Here is a 23,981-nt window from a genome sequence, read left to right on the forward strand (position 1 = left end):
ATGAACTTGATAAAAACCCAGACCAACTGCCGTGACGCTACATGGCAGAGAAAGTTGGTTAAGCGAATAAGAGCGCAGGGTGGATGCCTTGGCACTAAGAGCCGATGAAAGACGTGATAAGCTGCGAAAAGCTTCGGGGAGGAGCAAATATCCATTGATCCGGAGATATCTGAATGGGGAAACCCAGCTGAGCAAACCTCAGTTATCCATACGCCAATCCATAACGTATGGAAGGGAACCCGGTGAACTGAAACATCTAAGTAGCCGGAGGAAAAGAAAGAAAACTCGATTTCCAGAGTAGCGGCGAGCGAAATGGAAGGAGCCTAAACCAGCGTGCGTGCATGCTGGGGTTACGGACTGCACAAGCCATTGTGAAAGCCATTGTGAAAGGTTAAGGGAACGGTTTTGGGAAAGCCGGCCAGAGAGGGTGAAAGCCCCGTACCTGAAAACCGGACACAGGCGGCAGGATCCAAAGTACCACGAGACACGAGAAACCTTGTGGGAAGTCGGGGGGACCACCCCCCAAGGCTAAATACTACTTAGTGACCGATAGCGCATAGTACTGTGAAGGAAAGGTGAAAAGGACCCCGGGAGGGGAGTGAAAGAGAACCTGAAACCCTGTGTTTACAAGCTGTGGAACATCTATATACGATGGACCGCGTACTTTTTGTAGAACGGTCCGGCGAGTTACGCTGGCTGGCAAGGTTAAGGACCCAAGGTCCGGAGCCGGAGGGAAACCAAGTCTTAATAGGGCGGAATAGTCAGTCAGAGTAGACCCGAAACCGGGTGATCTACCCATGTCCAGGTTGAAGTTGCCGTAAAAGGCAATGGAGGACCGAACGCACATCCGTTGAAAAGGGTGGCGATGAGGTGTGGGTAGGGGAGAAATTCCAATCGAACCCGGAGATAGCTGGTTCTCCTCGAAATAGCTTTAGGGCTAGCCTCGACAGAGTCTGATGGAGGTAGAGCACTGAATTTCCTAGGGGACGTCAAAGTCTACCGAAGAATATCAAACTCCGAATGCCATCAAGATGCTTGTCGGGAGTCAGACTGCACGAGATAAGTTGGGCAGTCAAAAGGGAAAGAGCCCAGACCTCCAGCTAAGGTCCCAAAGTGCGTGTTAAGTGGAAAAGGATGTGGGATTTCAAAGACAACCAGGATGTTGGCTCAGAAGCAGCCATACATTCAAAGAGTGCGTAATAGCTCACTGGTCGAGAGGTCCTGCGCCGAAAATGTCCGGGGCTGAAACACGACACCGAAGCTGAGGAATTGGACGCAAGTCGAATTGGTAGAGGAGCATTGCATGCGCGACGAAGCAGTACCGTAAGGAGCTGTGGAGTGCATGGAAGAGAGAATGCCGGAATGAGTAGCGAGATGGAGGTGGGAATCCTCCAGGCCGAATATCCAAGGTTTCCAGAGTAAAGCTGATCTGCTCTGGGTAAGTCGGGACCTAAGGCGAGGCCGAGAGGCGTAGCCGATGGACAACAGGTTGAGATTCCTGTACTGCTGTATATCAGAACTGTGGGGACACAGAGGGAAAGCACAGGCGCGGAACGGAAAGCCGCGTGCAAGCGAGGTACCGGACTGGTAGGAAAAACCGCCAGCCAACGGGAAGGCGTGATGCGTACCGAAATCAAGTAGGGAAGTGTGTGAGCCAGCTGTCAAGAAAAGCCGCTATTGCGTATACAGTACCCGTACCGTAAACCGACACAGGTGGATGAGGAGAGAATCCTAAGGCCGGCGGAAGAAGTATTGTCAAGGAACTCGGCAAAATGACCCTGTAACTTCGGGAGAAAGGGTGCCTCGAAAGAGGCCGCAGAGAATTGGCCCAAGCAACTGTTTAGCAAAAACACAGGTCTATGCGAAACCGAAAGGTGAGGTATATGGGCTGACGCCTGCCCGGTGCTGGAAGGTTAAGGGGAGATGTTAGAGCAATCGAAGCATTGAACTTAAGCCCCAGTAAACGGCGGCCGTAACTATAACGGTCCTAAGGTAGCGAAATTCCTTGTCGGGTAAGTTCCGACCCGCACGAAAGGCGTAATGATTTGGGCGCTGTCTCGACAATACATCCGGTGAAATTGAAGTACCAGTGAAGATGCTGGTTACCCGCGCCAGGACGGAAAGACCCCATGGAGCTTTACTCCAGCTTGATACTGGGATTCGGTATTGCATGTACAGGATAGGTGGGAGGCTAAGAAGCATGGACGCCAGTCTATGTGGAGCCGCTGTTGGGATACCACCCTTGCGGTATTGGATTTCTAACCAGCCGCCGTGAAACCGGCGGTGGGACAATGTCAGGCGGGGAGTTTGACTGGGGCGGTCGCCTCCGAAAGGGTATCGGAGGCGCCCAAAGGTTCCCTCAGAATGGTTGGAAACCATTCGAAGAGTGCAAAGGCAGAAGGGAGCTTGACTGTGACACCGACGGGTGGAGCAGGTACGAAAGTAGGGCTTAGTGATCCGGTGGTATTAAGTGGGAATGCCATCGCTCAACGGATAAAAGCTACCCTGGGGATAACAGGCTTATCACTCCCAAGAGTTCACATCGACGGAGTGGTTTGGCACCTCGATGTCGGCTCATCGCATCCTGGGGCTGTAGTAGGTCCCAAGGGTTGGGCTGTTCGCCCATTAAAGCGGTACGCGAGCTGGGTTCAGAACGTCGTGAGACAGTTCGGTCCCTATCCGGCGTGGGCGCAGGATATTTGAGAGGAGCTGTCCTTAGTACGAGAGGACCGGGATGGACTGACCTCTGGTGCACCGGTTGTTCCGCCAGGAGCATAGCCGGGTAGCCAAGTCGGGAAGGGATAAACGCTGAAGGCATCTAAGCGTGAAGCCCCCCTCAAGATGAGATATCCCATGCGAAAGCGATAAGACCCCTTGAAGACGACGAGGTAGATAGGTCAGAGGTGGAAGCACAGCAATGTGTGGAGCTGACTGATACTAATAGGTCGAAGGCTTAACCAAAAGGTTTTGGGTAGGAAAGATTCGGATGGAAGAAATAAATTTCTGTGTGTGGTTTTGAAGGTACATACCATAAAGGTAGTTACCTTTAGATAATCCTCGATAGCTCAATGGCAGAGCATTCGGCTGTTAACCGAAGGGTTGTTGGTTCGAGCCCAACTCGGGGAGTTAAAAGGAAACCTGCAATAAACAAGCTTCCTTTTTTAATTACTTTTTTGGCTCCTTGGTCAAGCGGTCAAGACATCGCCCTTTCACGGCGGTAACACGGGTTCGATTCCCGTAGGAGTCATTATGATATTTAGTTTTCGTGCCGATGTGGCTCAATTGGCAGAGCAGCTGATTTGTAATCAGCAGGTTATCGGTTCGAGTCCGATCATCGGCTCTCTGGACCTTTAGCTCAGTTGGTTAGAGCAACCGGCTCATAACCGGTCGGTCCCGGGTTCGAGTCCCCGAAGGTCCACTTCTATTGGAAAATATCATAGTATATGTTTGGCCCAGTGGCTCAGTTGGTTAGAGCGCCGCCCTGTCACGGCGGAGGTCACGAGTTCGAGTCTCGTCTGGGTCGTTTACAAGTCTTACTTGTAAATTTCATAATTTGGGGTCTTAGCTCAGCTGGGAGAGCATCTGCCTTACAAGCAGAGGGTCATAGGTTCGAGCCCTATAGGCCCCATTTACTCATTTATTTTTATATATGAGTGTGATTGCCGGCGTGGCGGAACTGGCAGACGCACAGGACTTAAAATCCTGCGGGACTAACCTCCCGTACCGGTTCGATTCCGGTCGCCGGCATACTTAGGAACCCTTGAGAATCAAGGGTTTTTTTGTTGTTTGAATTTCTATTCTCTATTCACCGTACTAAGTTCTTATTTGTCCATACATAATCCATGATGCTTTTTTGATCCCAACAGCTTGATACAAAAGGGGTTAGCCTTTATTCAGAAAACTTCTTGACAAATATTTGACAAAAAACTATAATGAGATGAAGTGTAACGATTCAGAACGCTTAGCGCAACAGAAACAGGTCTGACTTTTTATGCTGCTGAGGCACTGAACTGTTACGCAAAAAATAAATAATTTCAGCATTCAAAACTATATAAGCGAATCGCTTATGGAAACGGGTGAGAATCCCGTACAATGCCGTTGCTGTGTAGGAGGAGTTTTCTTCAAAATGCCACTGGGAAACTGGGAAGGCGGAGAAAACGTAGATACCTGAGTCAGAATACAGGTTTTGAATGTATCAACTTACTGCGTGCCACAGTACAGAAGATCTGACGACAGAGAACTGCCGGTGTATTGTTGTACGCGCAAATACACCGGCTTTTTGTATGTCATGGAAAAAACAGCGGAAGCTATCTGTTATACAAAAAGACTTCTATACAGGACAGGATTTTTCTATTTCAAAGAAAAATTTAGCGTGAAAAAAATCTGCCTTGTTCTGAACAGTTACAAGATAAATAAAAAGAAAGAAAAGAGATGAGAGAGATGCCGCATATTGAAGAAATCAAAGATTATTGGAACATGCGTGCCAATGGGTTTTCTATGGCCGTTGAAGAAGAACTGAAAACAGAATCGAGGAAAGAATGGGAACAGATCTTTCGCGAAAATATCGAAAAAGAAAATGCAGATGTTTTGGATGACGGTACAGGCGCCGGCTTTTTTTCGGTGATTTTAAGCAAACTGGGACATCAGGTGACCGCTATTGATTATTCTGAAGAAATGACAGAGCAGGCAAAGAAGCGATTTGAAGCAGAAGGAGCAGATGTTCTGATTCGTCAGATGGATGCACAGAAACTGGAGTTTGCCGATGAGAGTTTTGATGCAGTAGTGTCTAGGAATGTACTGTGGAATCTGGATGATCCGGCAGCCGCTTATCAGGAAATGTATCGGGTCCTGCGTCCAGGTGGAAAGTTGATCATCAGTGACGGAAATATGTATCTTTACATACACGATGAAGAGTATGCAAGACTTCATGAAAAACAGATGGAAGAAATGAAAAAGAAACCGGAAACGAAAGTCAGTCTTCATGGTAAATACAATGTAGATCATGTGGATTTTTCCATTATTGAAAGAATAGCAGAGGATCTGCCCATGAGTCGTAGAAGAAGACCTCAGTGGGATTTCGAGCAGCTGATCTCACTTGGATTTGATGATATTCATGTAAAATTTCAGGGAAGGGAACTTCCTATGAGCTTTTTGATCATTGCAGAGAAGAAAGAGGTGCAGCGTGTCTAAGATGATCCGAAAGAGACTGGTGTCTCTTGTGATTATTTTGTTTGGACTTTCAGTTCTGACATTCGGCCTTACTTACCTGCTGCCATCTGATCCGGTGGAAGAACTCATCACTTCCATGGGAGGAAGTCACGATCCGGAAACCATTGCAAAGCTGGAAGAACAATATGGAACCAGCAGGCCATTTTTTGTGCAGTATGCAGATTGGATCAAAGGCGTTGTATTTCATGGAGATTTTGGGGTTTCCGTAAAGTATAACAAACCGGTAAAAGAGGTCATCGCACAGAAACTCCCGAATACGGTAAAGCTGGCCTGCACCTCATTTCTTACGATGATTCTGATTTCCTTTCCGCTGGGGATTCTTTCGGCAATTTACAAAGACAGGATCGCAGATTATATCATTCGTTTTCTGTCATTTATTGGAGTATCTATGCCAAGCTTCTGGTTTGGAATGTTGATGATCTGGATCTTTGCAGTCCGGTGTGGCTGGCTTCCGGTAGCGGGTTCTTCATCCTGGAAGCATGTTATCATGCCGACTCTGACACTTGCTGTTGGAATGAGCTGCTACTATATCCGCAGGATCCGTGCAGTGATGGTGGAGCAGCTCAGTGAAGAATATATTACCGGCTGCAGATCCAGAGGAATCGGAAGATTGAAGATTATTTTCTGTCATGTGCTGCCGAATTCTCTTCTGGCAGTGGTGACTATGCTCGGAATGTCTTTCGGAGGCTTGCTGGGAGGAACCATGATCGTGGAGACTGTATTTAGCTGGAACGGAATCGGACAGGTTTGTACTACAGCGATCTCTGCCAGAGATTATTCCTTGATTCAGGGATATACCATGTGGATGGGCTTCATTTATGTGATTGTAAATCTTCTGGTTGACATCTCGTATTCGTTTATTGATCCGAGGATTCGAAGGGGGATGGCACAGAAATGAAAAGAAAAATGAGTCCGACCATGAAAAAAGCATGGATCCGTTTTGCAATTTTGGTTTTGCTTACCCTGATTTTTGTGTTTTTTGCATTGTTCGCCAGTGTTCTGGCACCATTTGATCCATTGGAAAGCCATTATGCAGATATGTTAAAGCCGCCAAACTCCACCTACCTGTTTGGAACGGATCAGTTAGGCCGGGATCTGTTTTCCAGAATTTTATACGGTGGAAAAAGCTCTCTTCTGATCGCATTTGCAGTTACGGCAATTATTTCTACAGTGGGAATTCTGATCGGGGCTATTGCGGGGTTTACCGGAGGATTTTTTGATAATGTGCTGATGCGTTTTTCTGATATGCTGATGGCATTTCCGGGATATATTTTTACCATTGCTCTCGTAAGCTTTATCGGTATTGGTTTGCCGAATATGATCCTTGCCATGTCTTTGACCGGATGGACTTATTATGCCAGAATCAGTAGATCCCTGGTACTCAGTGTGAAAAATAATGTGTATATCGAGCAGGCACGTCTGGGAGGAGCTTCACGTATAAGAATTTTGCTGTATTATATCATTCCGAATGTACTGCCGTCTTTGCTGGTAAATATTTTTCAGGACATCGGGGGAAAACTTCTGACCATTTCCGGACTTTCTCTGCTGGGACTTGGTTCTCCGCCACCTGCACCTGAATGGGGCTTTATGCTTTCGGAAGGAAAGAACTATATGTATTCGGCTCCCTGGATGCTGATTTTTCCAGGCCTGGTGATCCTGGTCAGCGTTGTTATTTTCAATCTTCTGGGGGATTGTATTCAGGATCTGATGAATCCCAAGGAGAATGTGTGGTAGACAAGGTGCATGCCTTTCTAATAGATAGCCTTATAAATTACTTTTCATGAAAAATCAAAGGAGGAACCAAATGAAAAAAAGATTAAAATCCTGTATTCCCGCACTTCTGGCAGCCGCTATGCTTTCCGGCAGTTGTACGACTGTATTTGCTGCAGAAAGCGACAGCCACCTGAACGTGGCTATGTTTATGTGGATGGAAGGACTGGATCCGGCAGAAGGATGGAACGGCTGGACCACCATGCGCTGTGGTATTGGAGAAACACTTTTGACAGCAAATGAAAATATGGATGTTGTTCCCTGTCTGGCTGATTCCTGGGAGCAGGTAGATGATCTTACTTATAAGTTCCATATCCGTCAGGGCGTGAAATTTTCCAACGGAAATGATATGACACCGGAAACAGTAAAGGAATCTATCGAGCGTACCGCAGAGCAGAACAGCCGTGGCGGAAACCTGATGCTGGACAGCATTGAAGTAGATGGTGAGTATGTGATCTTTAAGACGACAGAACCGTACAGTGCGTTTCCTTACTATCTGACAGAACCGATGTGTATTATCGTGGATACAACGGTTGACACTAGCAACTATAACAATGCACCGGTATGTACAGGTCCTTATGTATGTACGGAATTTGTAACGGAAGAAAAATATGAACTGGCAGCCAATGAATATTACTGGGGTGGTAAGCCCGGAACAGACACCATCACGGTTCTGAATGTGGCAGATGATACGAAAGTAAGCGCAATACTGGCAGGTGATATCGATGTTGCGGTTGCCCCAAGCGCTACGACGCTGTCTCAGGTGGAAGGAAATGACAGCATTGAGATGGTAAAAGTAACCGGAACCAGAGAAAATGATCTGGAAATGAACTGCAGAGAGGGGCGTCCTACCGCAGATGTGAACTTAAGAAAAGCACTGTCCTGTGCGATCGACCGTGACGTGATCGCACAGATTGCAGGAGCCGGTTATGCACAGGCGCTTGGAAAAGCATTCCCCGACAGTGTAGGATATGATGAGGGAAAAGAAGTAGAAAGCCAGACTTATGATGTGGAAAAGGCAAAGGAATATCTGGCAGAAGCCGGTTATACTGATGAGGACGGAAATGGCTATGTAGAAAAAGACGGAGAAGAGCTGGTACTGAACATCGCACTTCGTTCCAATGCTTCTACCGCTGTTTATCAGGCAATGCAGGATATGTGGAAAGCAATCGGTGTTCATGTGGAAATCCAGCTCATGGAGAACACTTCTGAAATTCGTGAAAGCGGAGAGTTTGATTTCATGAGCGGCGGCTGGCAGACAGTAAACAATGCAGATGGTCAGTCTTATTTAAAGAACCGCTGGTCTGACAATGGACCGGACAACTATACGGCTTTCCACAGCGATGCATTCCAGGATGTTATGGAACGTCTGGATGCGGCATTTGATTATGAGGAGCGTGTGCAGTGTTTCGTAGATGCCGAGCAGGTTCTGACAGAAGAGTGCCCCACCATTTTCCTGTATGCAAACGAAAATGTAACGCTGATCAATACCGATACGGTAGAAAACGTAACGGTATTCCCGATCGATTATTATATGATTACAGCTGATTGGACAGCAAAATAAAGAATGAACATGCTGGATATTAAAAACTGTACGATATGTTATCAAAATGGTACACCGGCAGTATCTGATGTCTCCCTTTCCGTCTCGGAAGGGGAGATTGTCAGTATTGTAGGGGAAAGCGGAAGTGGAAAAACGACGCTTATCCGGGCAATTCTTGGGTTATTGCCGCCAGGAGGAAAAATCATCGATGGAGAAATCCTGTTTAACGGGATGGATCTGGTGAAAACAGATGAATTGCGGATGCAGGATATCCGGGGAAAAGAAATTGCAATGATTTTTCAGGATGTAGGTGCAGCATTGGATCCGATCCGGAAAATCCGAAGCCAGTATGAAGAAGCAATTGCGGTGCATGAAAAGCAGCCAAAGCACCGGTGTATAGAAAAAGCGGTGGATATGTTGAAAAAAATGCATCTGACAGACCCGGGCAGAGTATTGAATTCCTATCCCTTTGAACTGTCCGGAGGAATGAAGCAACGGGTAGGAATTGCCATGGGAATGACAGCAAAACCGAAACTGCTTCTGGCTGATGAACCGACTTCAGCACTGGATGTGACGATTCAGGCGCAGGTGGTGCATCAGATGAAAGAACTTCGGGATAAATACGGGGTGACGATCATTCTGGTGACTCATAATATGGGAGTTGCTTCTTATCTTTCTGATAAAATCGGTGTGATGTGCAGAAGCAGAATGGTAGAATTTGGTACAAGAGAGGAAATTATTTATCATCCAAAAGAATCGTATACAAAGGAGCTGCTAGAGGCAGTCCCGAAGCTGGGAGGGGAACGTTTTGCAAAATAAGGAAAAATTGCTGGAAGTTTTTCATGTGAGTAAAGTGTTTCCGGTAAAAAAACAGCAGCTTCGCGCCGTATCCGGTGTGAGTTTTTCTATTTCCCGGGGAGAGATTCTGGGGATTGTAGGAGAAAGCGGATGTGGAAAGAGCACTCTGGCCAAAATACTGGTTGGCTCGCTTCCGGCTTCGGAAGGAAAAATGATACTGAATGGAGAAGATTATACTCAGCTAAACGGAAAAGAAAAACGGAAATTTCGAAGAAATATCCAGATGGTATTCCAGGATCCTTTAAGTTCATTTTCTCCAAGAATGAAAATTGGGACATATCTTTGCGAGCCCAGAAGAAATTATGACGGAATTTCAAAAAAGGAAGCAATGAAGGAAGCAGAAGAACTTCTGGAGAAAGTAGGACTTCCGAAAGAATTTGTACTTCGTTATCCTCATGAACTTTCTGGCGGACAGTTGCAGAGAGTGGCAATTGCCAGAGCCATTGCCATACAGCCGGCGCTTCTGATCTGTGATGAGGCAACGGGGGCACTGGATGTGTCGATACAGAATCAGATTGCCAGGCTTTTGGTGGAGCTGATCGAAGAGCAGAATATGGGCTGTATTTTTATCGGACATGATCTGGCACTGGTGCGAAGTGTGACACAGCGGATTGCAGTGATGTATCTGGGAAGAATTGTGGAACTTTTGGACAGTGAACACCTGGAGCAGAAATGTTGTCATCCCTATACGAAAGCACTTTTAAATTCTGTTTTTGATGTTTACTGCAATCAGGAAGCGGAGATCCATTTATTGGAAGGAGATCCTCCGAGTCCTCTTCAGGTTCAGAACGGATGCGCATTTGCATCCCGATGTCCCAGATGCCGGGAGAAATGCCTGAGCAGTGTGCCGGAACTGAAACGTGTGGAAGAAAGGCACTTGGCAGCGTGCTTTTATCCGGAAGGCTAAAAAGATTGGAGGCGTAAAGGCGCCTCCTTTTTATTGCTTGAAGAAAGCGTTGTTCCTGCTGATACTATAGGGAAAGCTTCTCTATTTGGTGGAGGGGACGGAAAATGCGGCAATTTGATCTATCGGAAGGATCATATTTACGAATAAAGAAAAAGATATCTTTTTCGACAGGTTTTGTGTTATAATCCCTTCATAAGACGCAGTTGTCGCACAAAGAGGCGGCTCCTGCCGGAAATTTTGGAAGCGGAGTAGATGATATGGCATTAAGGGAACTGACGAAAGAATATCTGACGAAGGCGGTTTATCAGACACCGCTGGAAATTGTAAGGCTTATGGCAGAGGCTCTGCCACTTCAGGAGGGCACGGTACTGGATCTCTGCGGAGGAAGTGAGGATTTTCTTCTGCGGGCGGCAGCCATGAAGCAGAAAAAATCAGAAGAGGAGCTTCTGATTTTTGAAAACTGGACCGGAACAGAAGATACTTCTGATGGAAGAGAGAATCTTCTTGTCTGCGGACCGGCGGATAAAGCAGCAGACCATTTGAAAAAGAAAAAAGGGAAAAAATCAGAAGAAAAAACGTTTGATGCAGTTTTGATGAATCCGCCTTTCGGTTATACAAAAGGAGAAAAGAAAGGACGGGTGAGGCTGGAAAGCCAGTTTCTGACGCAGGCGGCAGATTGTGTGGCTGAAAATGGACGCTGTGCAGCAGTGGTTCCGGGAGGTCTTTTGAACAGGACCGCAGTGGAGGATGTGGAGCTCAGAAAACGCTTTGTGGAGAAGTTTCATGTGGAACAGGTGATCCTCCTTCCCATCTCTGCGTTCCTTCCTTATGCGGAGGTTCGTACGGGAATTTTTATCTTCGCAAAGGAAAAGGGAGACGGAATGACCCGTTTCTATGATCTCCGAAAGGTAGAACCGGAGAACCGGAAGCTGCTTCCGGAAATCTATCAGAGAAGTGAACCGGTCTGCGTATTGAACCGGACGACCTTATCCGAGCATCAGTATATTCTTTCTACAGAAGAATATCTGGGCGAGGAAAAGATAGATGCAAGAGCTTTGATCTCCAGAGAGAGGATCTTAAGAAGACAATTATCCAGACTTTCGGAAAAGCTTCCGTCTGTATATGAAAATGAACTTGGTCAGATCGGTATGTTCCCCTGTCAGAAAGGGATCCAGACCAGAAAAGCTGTGATAAAGGAGATCCTGGAGTGTGAGTATGGGCTTCTGGAGTGTGCTCTTTTGAAGGCAGCAGGAAAAGAAAAGTGGCCGGAGAAGGAAGGAAACACTTTCTTGAAAATCTGGAGCGGACAGCGTCTGGATGAAGAGGAAAAGGATGGTCCTTACCGGGTTTACGGAGCGGCAGGTGTCCAGGGAAGTGCACGGACAGCCACAATGAAAGAAGAGCAGGCGATCCTTATCGGAAGAGTAGGAAGCTACTGTGGAGCGGTTTATAAAGCCTGGACGAAGGGCTTTGTCTCCGATAATGTCATGCTGGCAGGAGCTGTGGAAGAAGAGGCGGAGGAGGATTTTCTTCTTCTGGTTTTGCGGGCGGCTCATTTCAATGCGGAAAAAAGGGGAAGTGTACAGCCCTATATCACAAAGGATATCATATTGAAACGGAAATATTATCTTCCGGAGCTTGCAAGGCAGCAGAAATTTCTTTTGGAAAATCAGGAAATTTTTGAAAAGATCCGGGAACAGGAAAAAGAAGTGGAGGAGCTGTCTGTGGAAAGTGACAGGCTGCGCTCCTGAGTTGAGACTGCTGAAAACGGAGAGAAAAATTCGTTTTCAGCAGTTTTCTTTTGAAAATCTTTTGATTTTCTGCCGGTGCTTCTTTTTCTTTTTGATGTATACTGTTCATTGATCATTTTCAGACAGGGAGAGAAGGAAGATACACCATGGCAGTGCTTGCAAGAATAACGGAAAACTCTTTATAATCAGGAAATGGAAGGAGAAAGAAAAAGCGATGGAAGCTTACCATATTTTGATCGTTGAGGATGATAAAGAGATCCTCGATGGTGTAGGTATCTATATGAAAAATCAGGGATATGAAGTTTTTAAGGCACAGAATGGGCTGGAAGGCTTAAAAATCCTGGAAAAAGAGGAGATTCATCTGGCGATCATCGATATCATGATGCCGATCATGGATGGAATCACCATGACGATGAAATTACGGGAACATTATGATTTTCCTGTGATCATGCTGTCTGCAAAATCAGAGGAGATCGATAAGGTGACAGGGCTGAATATCGGGGCAGATGATTATGTGACAAAGCCCTTTGCGCCGATGGAACTGATGGCAAGAGTCCATTCGCAGCTTCGACGCTACAGCCGCTATCTGAAGCTGGCAGCGGGGAAGAGAAAGGAAGAATCCGGAGAGCATTTCTATGCAGTGGGCGGTTTGGAACTGAATGAAGATACCGTGGAGGTGACAGTGGATGGAAATCCGGTGACGCTGACCCCTCTGGAATTCAAAATCCTGGCTCTTCTTATGAGAAATCCGGGCAGAGTTTTTTCGCCGGATGAGATCTATGAGAGGATCTGGAATGAAAAACCGATCGGTACGGAGACGATCATGGTGCATATCCGAAACATTCGGACGAAGATCGAGGTCAATCCGAAAAATCCAAAATATTTAAAGGTGGTGTGGGGTGTTGGATACAAAATCGAAAAACAATAATAAATGGCTTGGAAATCTGCTCTGTGTCCTTTTGATCCTGGTTATGGCAGCAGGGACACTGTTCTGCTATCCGGGAATCCGGCAGGCAGCAATGAAACGGATGGACGATTACAGAGCCACAGCAGGGATAACAGACGGACAGAAGGATACGGATGATCTGGTTTATACGGATGAATACGGGGAGTGGAACTATATCAGCTATAGGACGGTCCTGCAGGAAGTGGGACTTCCGCTGCTGGTGATCGTGGTAACGGTCATCCTTGGTCTGGCGGCCCTTTTGCTTCCGCTGATTCCTTCTCTGGAAATCGGAAAGGGGATATTCAGCAGAATCCCGTTGGAGATCAACTTTTTCCTGGCTCTTTCGCCAATCTGGACGTATCTGGCTATGCTGGATATTCTGAGTGATTTTCTGTTTTCCGGAAATTCCTCTAATATGCTGGGAAATATCAGCTATCAGATTTCCTGGCTGATCCAGTTTGGCATCTGGTCGCTGCTTTACAGCTTCTGGTTTGTGGCAGTTTTAAGCTTCCGGTCGCTGGTGACGCTGGGACCGAAGCGGTATTTTCTGGAACGCATCTGGACGGTACGGTTTTTCCGGTGGTTCTGGAGGAATACTTCCGGCACAGTGACAAGGCTTGGAAAATGGGTTTACAGAAAAATACGTGGATTTTTCAGACTTTGCGTGGTAACGCTGGAAGATATCGATCTGACGGATCCTTCAGACCGGATGATCTTTAAAATCCTGGGGCTGAATGCGATCATCCTGTTTGTCTGCTTTATTCTGGGGCAATTCGGGATCATGGCACTTCTTCTTTATACCGTGGTGCTTTTCTTTCTTTTAAAGAAGTACAGCCGTGTGGTCAAGGCGAATTATCAGATCCTTCTCCAGAGTACCAGAAAGCTGGCAGAAGGAGATCTCGAAGCAGTTATCACAGAGAATGTGGGGATTTTTGAGCCGCTGAAGCTGGAACTGAACCGGGTACAGGCTGGTTTTCAGAAAGCGGTAGAAGAAGACCGGAAGAGCCAGAATATGAAGTCTGAACTGATCACCAATGTTTCTCATGATCTGAAAACACCGCTGACGGCGATCATCACATATATCAACCTTCTGAAGGATGAAAAGATTACAGAAGAGGAAAGAAGAAAATATATCGATATTCTCGATCGGAAATCCATCCGTCTGAAACAGCTGATCGAAGACCTCTTTGAGATCAGTAAGGCGAACAGTGGAAATATTAAGGTAGAAAAGAAACTGCTGAATCTGACAGAACTTGTAAGACAGGCAGCCTTTGAGCTGGAAGACCGTTTAAAAGAAGCACAGATCGACTGCCGGGTTTCTGTTCCGAAAGAGGAGATAATGCTGGAACTGGACGGAGAAAAGACCTACCGCTGTCTGGAAAATCTTCTGATCAATGTTTCCAAGTATGCACTTCCAGGAACCAGGGCATACCTGAATCTCTATGACAGGGGAGATCAGGTGGAAATCATTCTCAAAAATATCTCCAGAGACGAACTGACTATGGATGTGGAAGAGCTGACAGAACGGTTTATGAGGGGAGATAAATCCAGAAATACGGAAGGAAGCGGTCTTGGCCTTGCAATTGTAAAAAGCTTTGTGGAGCTTCAGGGCGGAAGCTTTCATATCGAAGCAGACGGTGATCTCTTCAAGGCAAAGATGAGCTTCCCGAAAGAAGAATAGCACAAAGTATGTTTCTGTTTGGCAGGGGTCAGGGTAAAGCGGACATTCGCAATCCGCTTCGCTACTTGCTCATGAACGCAGTCGCTTCGCGATCTGTCAGTGGGAGCTTTCAACTCCCACGTTTGGGCAGGTTCTTATCAGACAGTATCGAGATGGCAGAGCCGGAGTCTTTATTCAAACGAGTCCTCCGGTTCTTTTTTTCTGTCATGAGAGATTGGACGGACACTGAGCCCATTTACTTCCACAGAATCCGTGACTTCGATCATCAGATAGGTCTTACCGTCGATAATCTGGGTTTCTACCAGATCGGTGCGCTCCGGATTGACCTGAATCACGACGTCGGGAGTCTTGATCTCAAACTTTCTGGCGCTGGTGATATTAGAGGCCAGGAAGGAAGAATTTTCTCCGACGGAATCGTCGTAGCGCTCATCAAAATCCTCCAGATCTTCCTTGGTGGCACCGCCCTCCTGAAGAAGCTTTTTCACTTCATATTTGTCCAGCCTGAGCGGCTCCGGCTCGTCGGCATGCTCATCTACCATTTCCGTAATTTTTTCATGAATGGTTTTTACCGCTTCATAGTCGCAGTCCGGACCTAAGGTCTCCTGGATCATGGTATTAAAGGTATCTTTCTGACTTCCGGCAGAAAGAGGGGGCACACAGCCAAGGATCTCATTGATCAGGGTTTCCTGGAGATCTTCTGCATTTTTGGAATAGTAAAGAAGGCTGTGCAGGTCCGTGTTCCTGTCATTAAAGGCAGGGAAAAGGAAGCCCAGGGAAGGCATATCCACGATCCAGTCACGGATCCGCTCTTCGATCGCATTGTTTCTGGCATTGTAGCAGAGCGCTGCTTTGGAAAGCTTCACAGGACAGATGCTGCAGAGGACATACTGGTAAACGTCAGTAGAAGCATCGTCCATATCCAGACCGTCCCTGGTTTTGCCTGGAATATCATAAGCGGCATGAATGAGAAGGATCAGATAATTCTCACCGAAATCATAAGAAGAGATCACACGGTCATAGAACTGGGTGATAAGTTCCTCATCTTTCAGGCCGGAATCGCGGAGCTTCAGAAGAAATTCCTGAGTGCCGCCCTCCAGTTCCTGCTGAAGCGGAAATTCCATATTCAGAAGATTCTTTCCGATAGTTCCGGAAAGAGTCTTGCGGAAAATATCAAAATATTTGAACATTTCTTCATCAGAGAGAGAAAGAAATGCTTCTTTCATTTCCAGCTGTTTTTCTTTCTCAGAGTTTACATAACAGCCGCAGATCCGTGTGATGGCACAGCGGTCCGGTGTAAACTGCTTTTTAATCTCAGCGACTTCTTTTTTATTCATAAGTAAAAATCCTCGTTTCTATATAAAAAATGATGAATGTCTGAAGACAGTTCCGTCTGAATAGTATAGCACGAACATATGTTTGTTTCAAGCGTTTTGAAGAAAAAAGAATGATTCTGGGGGATTTTAGCATAAGGTTCCTGTAAAATACAGTCTTTTTTACACTTTGTCGTCAGCACTTTAATGCGGCACTTTGGTGCATTTTCACAGCTGATTTTTTGAAAAATCATTAATTCTTTGTCTGTTTTAAACAAAATTAGTGGGTTTATTTTTGTTAGTATTATACGATTTTGAATTATTTTCTATTTTCCTCTTGTGTATTTTTTATAAATCATTTAGAATATTCCCATGATGATTCGCGCGCGTAAAAATGAGTCACTATCAACCACAAAGAAAGGATATAAATATGAAAAAGTTAGTATCTCTTATGCTTACTGGTGCTCTGGCATTCAGCCTTTCCACCGGTGCCCTTGCTGCTGAAGAAGTAAAATCTCCTGATAATGACCTTGTTGTTGCACTTCAGGCTGACGCCACTCATCTGGATCCGCATGTCTCCAGTAATGGTTATTCCAACACGATCACCAACGCTATGTACGAGACTCTCCTGACCTTCAATGAGAAATCTGAGGTCGTTCCGCTGCTGGCAAAAGAATGGAGCGTTTCCGAGGATGGTCTGAGTTACACCTTCGTACTGAACGAAGGCATCAAATTCCATGATGGCGAGCCCTTCAATGCAGATGCTGTTGTCGCTGTATATCAGCGCGGCCTCGACGACGACAGCCTGACCCTGAAGAGAAGCATCAACAACTGGGAAAGCGTAACCGCTGACAGTGAATATCAGGTTACCATCAAGTTAAAAGAAGCAAATAATACGTTCGTCAATAAGATCACACAGGTTCGCATGGTCAGCCCCAAAGCAATGGAGCAGGGCAAAGATTACCTGGCAAAGAATTCCGCAGGTACCGGCCCGTTCAAACTTTCCGACCGTGTAGACGGTGGTTACACCAAACTGGTTCGCAACGATGATTACTGGCAGGAGGGACCGGGCGTTGATACCCTGACCTTCACCGTTGTTCCTGAGGATGGTTCCCGTATCGCCATGCTGCAGACTGGCGAGGCAGATATCATTGATCCGGTTCCGGCTATCGATGTTGCCAGAATCGAAGATGATCCGACGATCGTAGTTGAGAACTTCCCGGGTATCACCTACCGTTATGTCACCCTGAATACTCAGATGGAGCTTCCGGACGGCAGAAAACCTTTCGCCGACAAGAGAGTTCGTCAGGCTCTGAACTACGCATTTGACAGCAAGGCTTACGCACAGGTTGTATTCAATGGCTATGCAGTAGAGCCGACCTCCATCTTCTCTCAGAATATCATGTATTATGCTCCGCAGACTCCGTACACACCGGATCTGGACAAAGCAAAAGAGCTGATGAAAGAAGCTGGTTTCGAAGATGGTTTTGATGTACAGATCATCGTAGATAATACCACCATTGAGATGAAAGGTGCCGAGTTTGTAAAACAGCAGCTCTCTCAGATCAATGTAAACGTTGAGCTTCTTGCGAACGAGTCCACTGCAAATGCAGAACTGACCAGCGCTCCTCTTGAGGATACCACCGTTCAGATGTGGTATGTAAACTGGGGTTCCGGTTCCTACGAAGCAGACGGTTCCATGAGAAATATCCTTCATGGCGACAAATTCCCGCCAAACGGCTATAACACCGCATTCTGGAACAACGAAGAGTTCAATAATCTTCTGGACGATGCTCTGAAAATGACTGACACCGAAGAAATCGCAGAAGCTTATGCAAAAGCTCAGGCGATTGCCTGGGAGGAATGCCCCTGGATTTTCCTCGGAAACAACAACACCCTGACTGCTCATAAGAGTTATGTAACAGGTATGCAGTATAAACCTGCCGGTGAGCTTGTATTCCGAACCATCAGCATGAATCACTGAACCTGAATAACCTAAATTAAAAAAAGGGAGTGTTGCAGCACTCCCTTTTTATATGCACGAAAAGTCACATTTCAATGATGGTACTGTCTGCAAAATCCACAGTCCATCCTGACGGAGGTATGTATGAATCGCTATTTTATCAGAAGGTTGCTTGCAACCATTCCGCTGATGTTCGTCATTTCAATCTTTGTCTTCATGTTCATCCATCTGATCCCCGGAGATCCTGCAAAAACACTTGCCGGAGTTGAGGCCAGCGTGGAAGAGGTGGAAGCGATCCGTGAAGAGTTTGGATTGAATAAGCCGATTCTTGTTCAATATGTAGATTATATGAAAAATCTGTTTCACGGTGATATGGGCCGCAGCCTGAAATCCAATCTCCCTGTGACAGAAATGATCGCATCTCGTATGCATTTCACTCTGCGGCTTGTAGTCGCAGGTATGATATGGGCACCATTCCTTGGAATCTTCATAGGTGTCCTTTGTGCCATTTTCCGTGGAAAAGGCTTTGACCACTTCGGTATGCTCTTTGCTATTACCGGACTTTCTGCTCCCGGTTTCTGGCTTGGTCTGATGGGCATCGAAATCTTTTCTGTCCGTCTTGGTCTTCTTCCTACGGCAGGTCTTGAAAACTGGAGGGGCTACATCCTTCCATCTCTGGTTATGGGAACTGGTATCATGGCTGTTCTGGCCCGCTACTCCCGTTCTTCCATGCTGGAAACCCTGCGTGAGGACTATGTACGTACTGCAAGAGCCAAAGGCCAGAAAGAATTCTGGGTTATGTTCTCCCACGCTTTCCGTAACTCCCTGATCCAGATCATAACCATTCTCGGACTGCAGATCGGAGGACTTCTTTCCGGTTCTGTTATTACAGAGACCATTTTCTCCATCCCAGGTCTTGGACGACTTCTGGTAGACTCCATCGCCTACCGTGACTATCCGGTGATCCAGGGACTGCTGATGATCTTTGCTCTTCAGTATGTTCTCATCAATCTGATTGTAGACATGCTTTACGGTGTGATCAATCCGAAGATCCGCTATGACTAATGGAAAGGAAGATTGCCATGTCAAACACAACCAATGAAAAGGAACGCAATGAATTTTCCTTTGAGGAAAATTTTATCGATGAAAATATTATTGCTGATAAAAGCAGCAAAACCAAAGAGTTTATCAAAAAATTCATGAAACGTAAAACGGCAGTAGCAGGCTTTGTTGTCATCGTCTTTCTGGTGATCATCGCTCTTTTCGGACAGTATCTGGCTCCGTATGATCCGGATGCTTATGACTACGCCAATATGCTGGCGGCTCCCAGCTCCGCTCATCTTTTCGGAACCGACCATTATGGCCGTGATATCCTGAGCCGTCTTCTTGCAGGAACCCGTCTGACCCTTGGTGTGTCCCTTTCTTCCGTAATTGTGGGCGCCGCTCTCGGAACGGTCCTCGGACTTCTGGCCGGTTATTATGGCGGTATCATCGAAAGCCTTGTTATGCGTGCTTCCGATGTGCTTTTCAGCTTCCCGGATATCCTTCTGGCGATTGCCATCGTGGCTCTCTTAGGCCCCGGTATCATCAACGTGTTCATCGCTGTTATGGTTTTCACGGTGCCGAGCTTTGCCCGTATCATGCGAAGTGCCACTCTGGCTGTGAAAGGTTCTCTCTATGTGGAAGTGGCTCAGAGCCTGGGCTGTAAAGACAGACGTCTTCTGTTTGTACATATTTTCCCGGGAACCATCCAGTCCCTGATCGTTAACTTCACCATGAGAATCGGTTCCGCTATCATGGCTGCTTCCTCCTTAAGCTTCCTGGGCTTTGGAGCAAATGTAACAGATCCTGAGTGGGGCGCAATGCTTTCCCAGAGCCGAAGCTACCTGAACGTAGCACCGCACATGGTATATTTCCCAGGTCTTGTGATTTTTGTCACGGTTCTTGCCTTCAACCTTTTCGGTGATGGCCTTCGTGATACCCTTGATCCGAAGATCAAATAAGCCAGGAATAATCACAGGAAACAGAAAGGAGTAAATTATGTCCCAGGAAAATTTACTGGAAGTGAAACATCTCCGCACGGAATTCTTTTCCAGCAAAAAGAGCAGCGTTACTGCGGTAGATGATGTGAATTTTGAAATAAAAAAAGGAGAGATCGTAGGTCTCGTAGGTGAGTCCGGCTGTGGAAAAAGCGTTACCTCCCTCTCCATCATGCAGCTTTTAAAGGATACTCCGGGTAAAGTTACCAACGGAGAGATCATCTTCCAGGGCCGCAACCTTCTGGAAGTATCCAAAAAAGAAATGCTGGATATCCGCGGCGATAAGATGAGCATGATCTTCCAGGAGCCTATGAGCAGCCTGAATCCGTCCATGCGTATTGATAAGCAGATGATCGAAGGAATTCGCCTGCATACATCCTTAAACAAAGCAGATGCCAGAAAAAAAGCAGCAGATATCCTCGCACAGGTAGGTATCCCTGATCCGGAGCGGGTGCTGAAAAACTATCCCCATCAGCTTTCCGGTGGTATGAGCCAGCGTGTTATGATCGCTATGGCTATGAGCTGTGAACCGGACCTTCTGATCGCGGATGAGCCGACAACGGCTCTTGATGTAACCATCCAGGCGCAGATCCTGGAGCTGATGAGAAAGATCCAGCAGGACAAAGGTATGAGTATCCTTCTCATCACTCATGACCTTGGCGTAGTTGCAGAGATGTGCTCACGCGTCATCGTTATGTACGCCGGAAAGATCGTGGAGGAAGCACCGGTAGACGTTCTGTTTGCCAATCCGACCCATCCTTATACACAGGGTCTGATCGCTTCTGTGCCGAAGCTTGGTTCCGGAGTAAAGGTCCTTCCCAGCATTCCAGGAAGTGTGCCTGACCTTTCCGCTATGCCGAAAGGCTGCCGTTTTGCTCCCAGATGTAAATATGCCACCGAAAAATGTCATCAGACAGAGCCGGAACTTCGTTCCGTTGGCGAACAGCAGAAATGCCGCTGCTGGCTTAAACAATAGAAAAAGAGGGATAATTTATGGAACCGTTACTTTCTTTAAATCATGTGTCAAAAACCTTCCCGGTTGGCAAAACCCTGCTTGGAAAACCGGACAAGTTTGTTCATGCCGTCAATGATGTGAGCTTTGACGTATATAAAGGAGAGACCTTCTCCATCGTTGGTGAGTCCGGCTGTGGAAAGAGTACCACCGGTCGTCTGATCAACCATCTTCTGACTCCCGACAGCGGTGAGATCAAATTTTTAGGTCAGGACATTTCTCATCTTACGCAGGATCAGATGCGTCCGTTAAGAAAAGACGTGCAGATGATCTTCCAGGATCCGGCAGGAAGCCTGAACCCGCGTATGCGCGTGGAAGACCTCATTGCAGAGCCGCTCCTGATCCATACAGATATGACGAAAGAGCAGCGTCTGGAGACTGTTCATGAGCTTCTCGGCATTGTAGGTTTAAGTGCCAAGCATGCAAAACGTTATCCTCATGAGTTCTCAGGCGGACAGAAACAGAGAATCGGTATCGCCCGAGCTCTGACTGTAAAACCAAAGCTCATCATTGCTGACGAGCCCATTTCCGCACTGGACGTTTCCATCCAGGCACAGGTGCTGAACCTTCTTCATCATCTGCAGGAAAAATTCGATCTGACCTACGTTTTCATTTCTCATGACCTTTCTGTTGTAGAAATGATTTCTGACCGGATTGCTGTTATGTACCTTGGCTTCGTTGTAGAAACAGCTCCCAAGGAAATGCTTTACCAGTCTCCGATGCATCCTTATACACAGGCACTTCTTTCTGCCGTTCCGATTCCGGATCCCGGTCATCAGAAAGAGCGGATCATCCTTGAGGGAGATATACCGAGTACCATCAATCTTCCGAAAGGCTGTCCCTTTGCTGCACGTTGTAAGCAATGTAAACCGGAATGTCTGGACAGACGTCCGGAAACCGTGGAAGTGGCTCCGGGCCATCTGGTTGCCTGCCACCTTTATAAAAAATAATGAGAACCCCCGAAGAGCGGAAACTTCCGTTCTTCGGGGGCTTCTTTTTACAGTGGAAGAAGATTGAGTTTGGAAAACAGTTTTGGTATAATAATGATACCAGTGTCAAAAGGTCAAAAAGCTGTTCGTGCTTGCACGATAAGGCTTTTGAACTTGGGACACGCCAAATATGAGAAAGTAGCGATTTACGAAGTAAATCAGCGGATTTCGAATATTTGGAGGATTGCGGAAGCTGCGTAGCAGCGTAGCAATCCGGGTATCAAATGAGTGTCAAAAGACCTTTTGACACTCATATCATAATAATAGAATCATCATAAAAAATAAGAGTCAAACAGGAGGAATGGATTATGAAAGTACTTTTGGTAAATGGAAGCCCGAAGGCGAAGGGCTGTACGTATACAGCACTTCAGGAAGCTGCCGCTGCCCTGGAAAAGCAGGGGATCGAGACAGAGATTTTTCAGGTGGGAAATCAGCCGGTAGCAGGCTGCATCGGCTGCGGTGCCTGTCGAAAAGAAGGCGAATGTTTCCGCAAGGATGTCGTTAATGAGTTTGTGAAAAAAGCAGGTGAGGCGGACGGCTTTATCTTTGGTTCCCCCATTCATTATGCCTCTGCATCCGGTGCGCTGACATCCTTTATGGACCGGGCTTTCTTCAGTGGTGGAAGCAAAATGGCAGGAAAACCTGCAGCAGCAGTGGTAAGCTGCAGAAGAGGTGGTGCAACTGCAGGTTTCGACCAGATTAACAAATATTTCACCATCAATCATATGCCGGTGGTTTCTTCCCAGTACTGGAATATGGTACACGGAAATACGCCGGAGGAAGTAAAGCAGGATGAAGAAGGTCTTCAGACCATGCGTACACTGGGCAACAATATGGCTTGGCTGATCAAATGCATCGAGGCCGGAAAAAAGGCCGGGATCACCTTCCCGGAGAGGGAGCCGGCGATCAAGACAAATTATATCCGGTAAGCAGATTGACGCCAGGAAAGCGGAATGCTATACTAAATACATAAGAACAAGAGCGATTGCGGATAATGATTGGAAAATCAGTATTTGTAGTCGCTCTTTCTTCTTATAATATGAAGAAATCTCTTTTTGAGAGGGATTGGGGTGTGGAGGATTTTAAGATGCAGAAAGAAAAATGGAAAAAGGTAGTTATGGATATCCTTGCGGAAATGCTTGGAAGCATGCTGATTGCACTTGGGATCTATAACTTTGCGTTGGAGGCCGGATTTCCTATGTCCGGTTTTTCAGGACTGGCGATGATCATTTACCGGTTGACGGGGCTGCCGATTGGTGTGACGACGATCCTGTTGAACATACCGGTGACACTTCTCTGTTTCCGGGTACTGGGGAAGGGCTTTTTTTTCAGATCCCTTCGTTGTATGGTGATCTCATCTATCTGTGTGGACGTGATCGCACCTCTTCTGCCGGTCTATCAGGGAGACCGGATGCTTTCCGCTCTCTGTACGGGCGTCCTTTCCGGAATCGGATATGCGATGATCTATATGAGAAATTCCTCTACCGGTGGAGCAGATTTTGTTATCATGTCACTGAAGGCTGTGAAGCCTCATCTGTCTCTTGGAAAGATCATGTTTGCACTGGATTTTCTGATCGTGCTTCTGGGTGGCGTGATCTTCCAGGATGTGGATGGTATCATTTATGGAATCATCATCAATTCCCTGCTGTCGCTGGTAGTAGATAAAACCATGTATGGCATCAATTCCGGAAAACTGGCTTTGATCGTTACAGAGCGTGGAAAAGAAGTCACAGAGATCATAGATGAAAGGACAGGGAGAGGAACGACCATTCTTCATGCGAGCGGAGGTTACCGGCAGGAGGATAAGCAGGTGGTTATGTGTGCCTGCAATAATAAGGAAATGTATCTGGTGGAACAGGCAGTCAAAGAAATCGATGACAAATCCTTCATGATTATGCTGGAATCCAATGAGGTTCTGGGAGAAGGGTTCCATGTGACCAGAGTGGCACAGACAGACGAACAGAAGAACCGGCAGTTGTGAAG

17 protein-coding genes, 7 tRNA genes, 1 rRNA gene and 1 riboswitch are annotated in these 23,981 nt (G+C 46.6%); of the genes, 24 read left to right on the forward strand and 1 reads right to left on the reverse strand.

All coding sequences use genetic code 11. The features are described 5' to 3' along the window. Positions 1–56: 56 nt before the first annotated feature. The 17 genes from DXA57_RS09790 (at position 57) to DXA57_RS09875 (ending at position 14,685) form a co-directional block, all read left to right on the forward strand. Positions 57–2,961: ribosomal RNA gene (locus DXA57_RS09790) — 23S ribosomal RNA — on the forward strand. Between the two features lie 93 nt (positions 2,962–3,054). Next, positions 3,055–3,126: transfer RNA gene (locus DXA57_RS09795), tRNA-Asn, on the forward strand. A gap of 49 nt (positions 3,127–3,175) precedes the next feature. Further along, positions 3,176–3,247 (forward strand) — tRNA-Glu (locus DXA57_RS09800). A 20-nt stretch (positions 3,248–3,267) separates the two neighbouring features. Further along, a tRNA-Thr gene (locus DXA57_RS09805) sits at positions 3,268–3,340 on the forward strand. A 4-nt stretch (positions 3,341–3,344) separates the two neighbouring features. After that, positions 3,345–3,418: transfer RNA gene (locus DXA57_RS09810), tRNA-Ile, on the forward strand. Between the two features lie 31 nt (positions 3,419–3,449). Next, positions 3,450–3,523, forward strand: a tRNA-Asp gene (locus DXA57_RS09815). A gap of 32 nt (positions 3,524–3,555) precedes the next feature. Continuing rightward, a tRNA-Val gene (locus DXA57_RS09820) sits at positions 3,556–3,628 on the forward strand. Between the two features lie 33 nt (positions 3,629–3,661). After that, a tRNA-Leu gene (locus DXA57_RS09825) sits at positions 3,662–3,747 on the forward strand. A gap of 281 nt (positions 3,748–4,028) precedes the next feature. Beyond that, a riboswitch (cobalamin riboswitch) is annotated at positions 4,029–4,202 on the forward strand. A 238-nt stretch (positions 4,203–4,440) separates the two neighbouring features. Further along, entirely contained in the window at positions 4,441–5,190 is a 750-nt protein-coding gene (locus tag DXA57_RS09835) for a class I SAM-dependent methyltransferase (RefSeq protein ID WP_158571294.1), read from the forward strand. Between the two features lies 1 nt (position 5,191). Next, a complete protein-coding gene (gene nikB / locus DXA57_RS09840) occupies positions 5,192–6,127 on the forward strand; it encodes a nickel ABC transporter permease (protein ID WP_243005769.1) in 936 nt (311 codons plus the stop codon). Further along, positions 6,124–6,963: an ABC transporter permease gene (locus tag DXA57_RS09845; RefSeq protein WP_117767081.1), complete on the forward strand. Its 840-nt coding sequence runs from the start codon at positions 6,124–6,126 to the stop codon at positions 6,961–6,963. Before nikB ends, DXA57_RS09845 begins: the two co-directional genes overlap by 4 nt. 70 nt (positions 6,964–7,033) lie before the next feature. Then, positions 7,034–8,563: an ABC transporter substrate-binding protein gene (locus tag DXA57_RS09850; protein WP_117767083.1), complete on the forward strand. Its 1,530-nt coding sequence runs from the start codon at positions 7,034–7,036 to the stop codon at positions 8,561–8,563. A gap of 3 nt (positions 8,564–8,566) precedes the next feature. Further along, on the forward strand, positions 8,567–9,361 hold the full coding sequence (locus DXA57_RS09855; RefSeq protein WP_199612713.1) for an ABC transporter ATP-binding protein: 795 nt from the start codon (positions 8,567–8,569) through the stop codon (positions 9,359–9,361). After that, a complete protein-coding gene (locus DXA57_RS09860; RefSeq protein WP_117767085.1) occupies positions 9,351–10,307 on the forward strand; it encodes an ABC transporter ATP-binding protein in 957 nt (318 codons plus the stop codon). Before DXA57_RS09855 ends, DXA57_RS09860 begins: the two co-directional genes overlap by 11 nt. Before the next feature lie 257 nt (positions 10,308–10,564). Continuing rightward, complete coding sequence (locus DXA57_RS09865) at positions 10,565–12,058, forward strand: N-6 DNA methylase (RefSeq protein WP_117767087.1); 1,494 nt, start codon at positions 10,565–10,567, stop codon at positions 12,056–12,058. Between the two features lie 214 nt (positions 12,059–12,272). After that, the gene (locus DXA57_RS09870; RefSeq protein WP_117767089.1) at positions 12,273–12,986 is read left to right on the forward strand and encodes a response regulator transcription factor; all 714 of its coding nucleotides are present in this window, start codon (positions 12,273–12,275) and stop codon (positions 12,984–12,986) included. After that, positions 12,961–14,685 carry a sensor histidine kinase gene (locus DXA57_RS09875; protein ID WP_117767091.1) on the forward strand — a complete coding sequence of 575 codons (1,725 nt, stop codon included), beginning with the start codon at positions 12,961–12,963 and terminating at the stop codon, positions 14,683–14,685. The genes DXA57_RS09870 and DXA57_RS09875 overlap by 26 nt, the downstream gene beginning before the upstream one ends. Before the next feature lie 170 nt (positions 14,686–14,855). Here the strand turns inward: DXA57_RS09875 and DXA57_RS09880 are convergent, their stop codons facing one another. Then, positions 14,856–16,019: a DUF4317 domain-containing protein gene (locus tag DXA57_RS09880; protein ID WP_117767093.1), complete on the reverse strand. Its 1,164-nt coding sequence runs from the start codon at positions 16,017–16,019 to the stop codon at positions 14,856–14,858. A gap of 406 nt (positions 16,020–16,425) precedes the next feature. Here DXA57_RS09880 and DXA57_RS09885 point away from each other — a divergent pair, with 406 nt between their 5' ends. The 7 genes from DXA57_RS09885 (at position 16,426) to DXA57_RS09915 (ending at position 23,979) form a co-directional block, all read left to right on the forward strand. Continuing rightward, positions 16,426–17,979, forward strand: coding sequence for an ABC transporter substrate-binding protein (locus DXA57_RS09885; protein WP_117767095.1), 1,554 nt, complete (start codon positions 16,426–16,428; stop codon positions 17,977–17,979). Between the two features lie 123 nt (positions 17,980–18,102). Then, positions 18,103–19,023 carry an ABC transporter permease gene (locus DXA57_RS09890; RefSeq protein ID WP_117767097.1) on the forward strand — a complete coding sequence of 307 codons (921 nt, stop codon included), beginning with the start codon at positions 18,103–18,105 and terminating at the stop codon, positions 19,021–19,023. A gap of 17 nt (positions 19,024–19,040) precedes the next feature. Next, on the forward strand, positions 19,041–19,961 hold the full coding sequence (locus tag DXA57_RS09895; RefSeq protein WP_117767099.1) for an ABC transporter permease: 921 nt from the start codon (positions 19,041–19,043) through the stop codon (positions 19,959–19,961). 37 nt (positions 19,962–19,998) lie between these two features. Beyond that, on the forward strand, positions 19,999–20,973 hold the full coding sequence (locus DXA57_RS09900) for an ABC transporter ATP-binding protein (RefSeq protein WP_117767101.1): 975 nt from the start codon (positions 19,999–20,001) through the stop codon (positions 20,971–20,973). 17 nt (positions 20,974–20,990) lie between these two features. After that, the gene (locus DXA57_RS09905; protein WP_117767103.1) at positions 20,991–21,959 is read left to right on the forward strand and encodes an ABC transporter ATP-binding protein; all 969 of its coding nucleotides are present in this window, start codon (positions 20,991–20,993) and stop codon (positions 21,957–21,959) included. 347 nt (positions 21,960–22,306) lie between these two features. Next, positions 22,307–22,927, forward strand: coding sequence for a flavodoxin family protein (locus DXA57_RS09910; protein WP_117767105.1), 621 nt, complete (start codon positions 22,307–22,309; stop codon positions 22,925–22,927). Positions 22,928–23,085: 158 nt separating this feature from the next. Continuing rightward, entirely contained in the window at positions 23,086–23,979 is an 894-nt protein-coding gene (locus tag DXA57_RS09915; protein ID WP_117767332.1) for a YitT family protein, read from the forward strand. Positions 23,980–23,981 lie beyond the last annotated feature (2 nt).

Origin of the sequence: Blautia sp. OF03-15BH, assembly GCF_003463065.1 — a bacterium.
Classification (GTDB): domain Bacteria; phylum Bacillota; class Clostridia; order Lachnospirales; family Lachnospiraceae; genus Limivivens.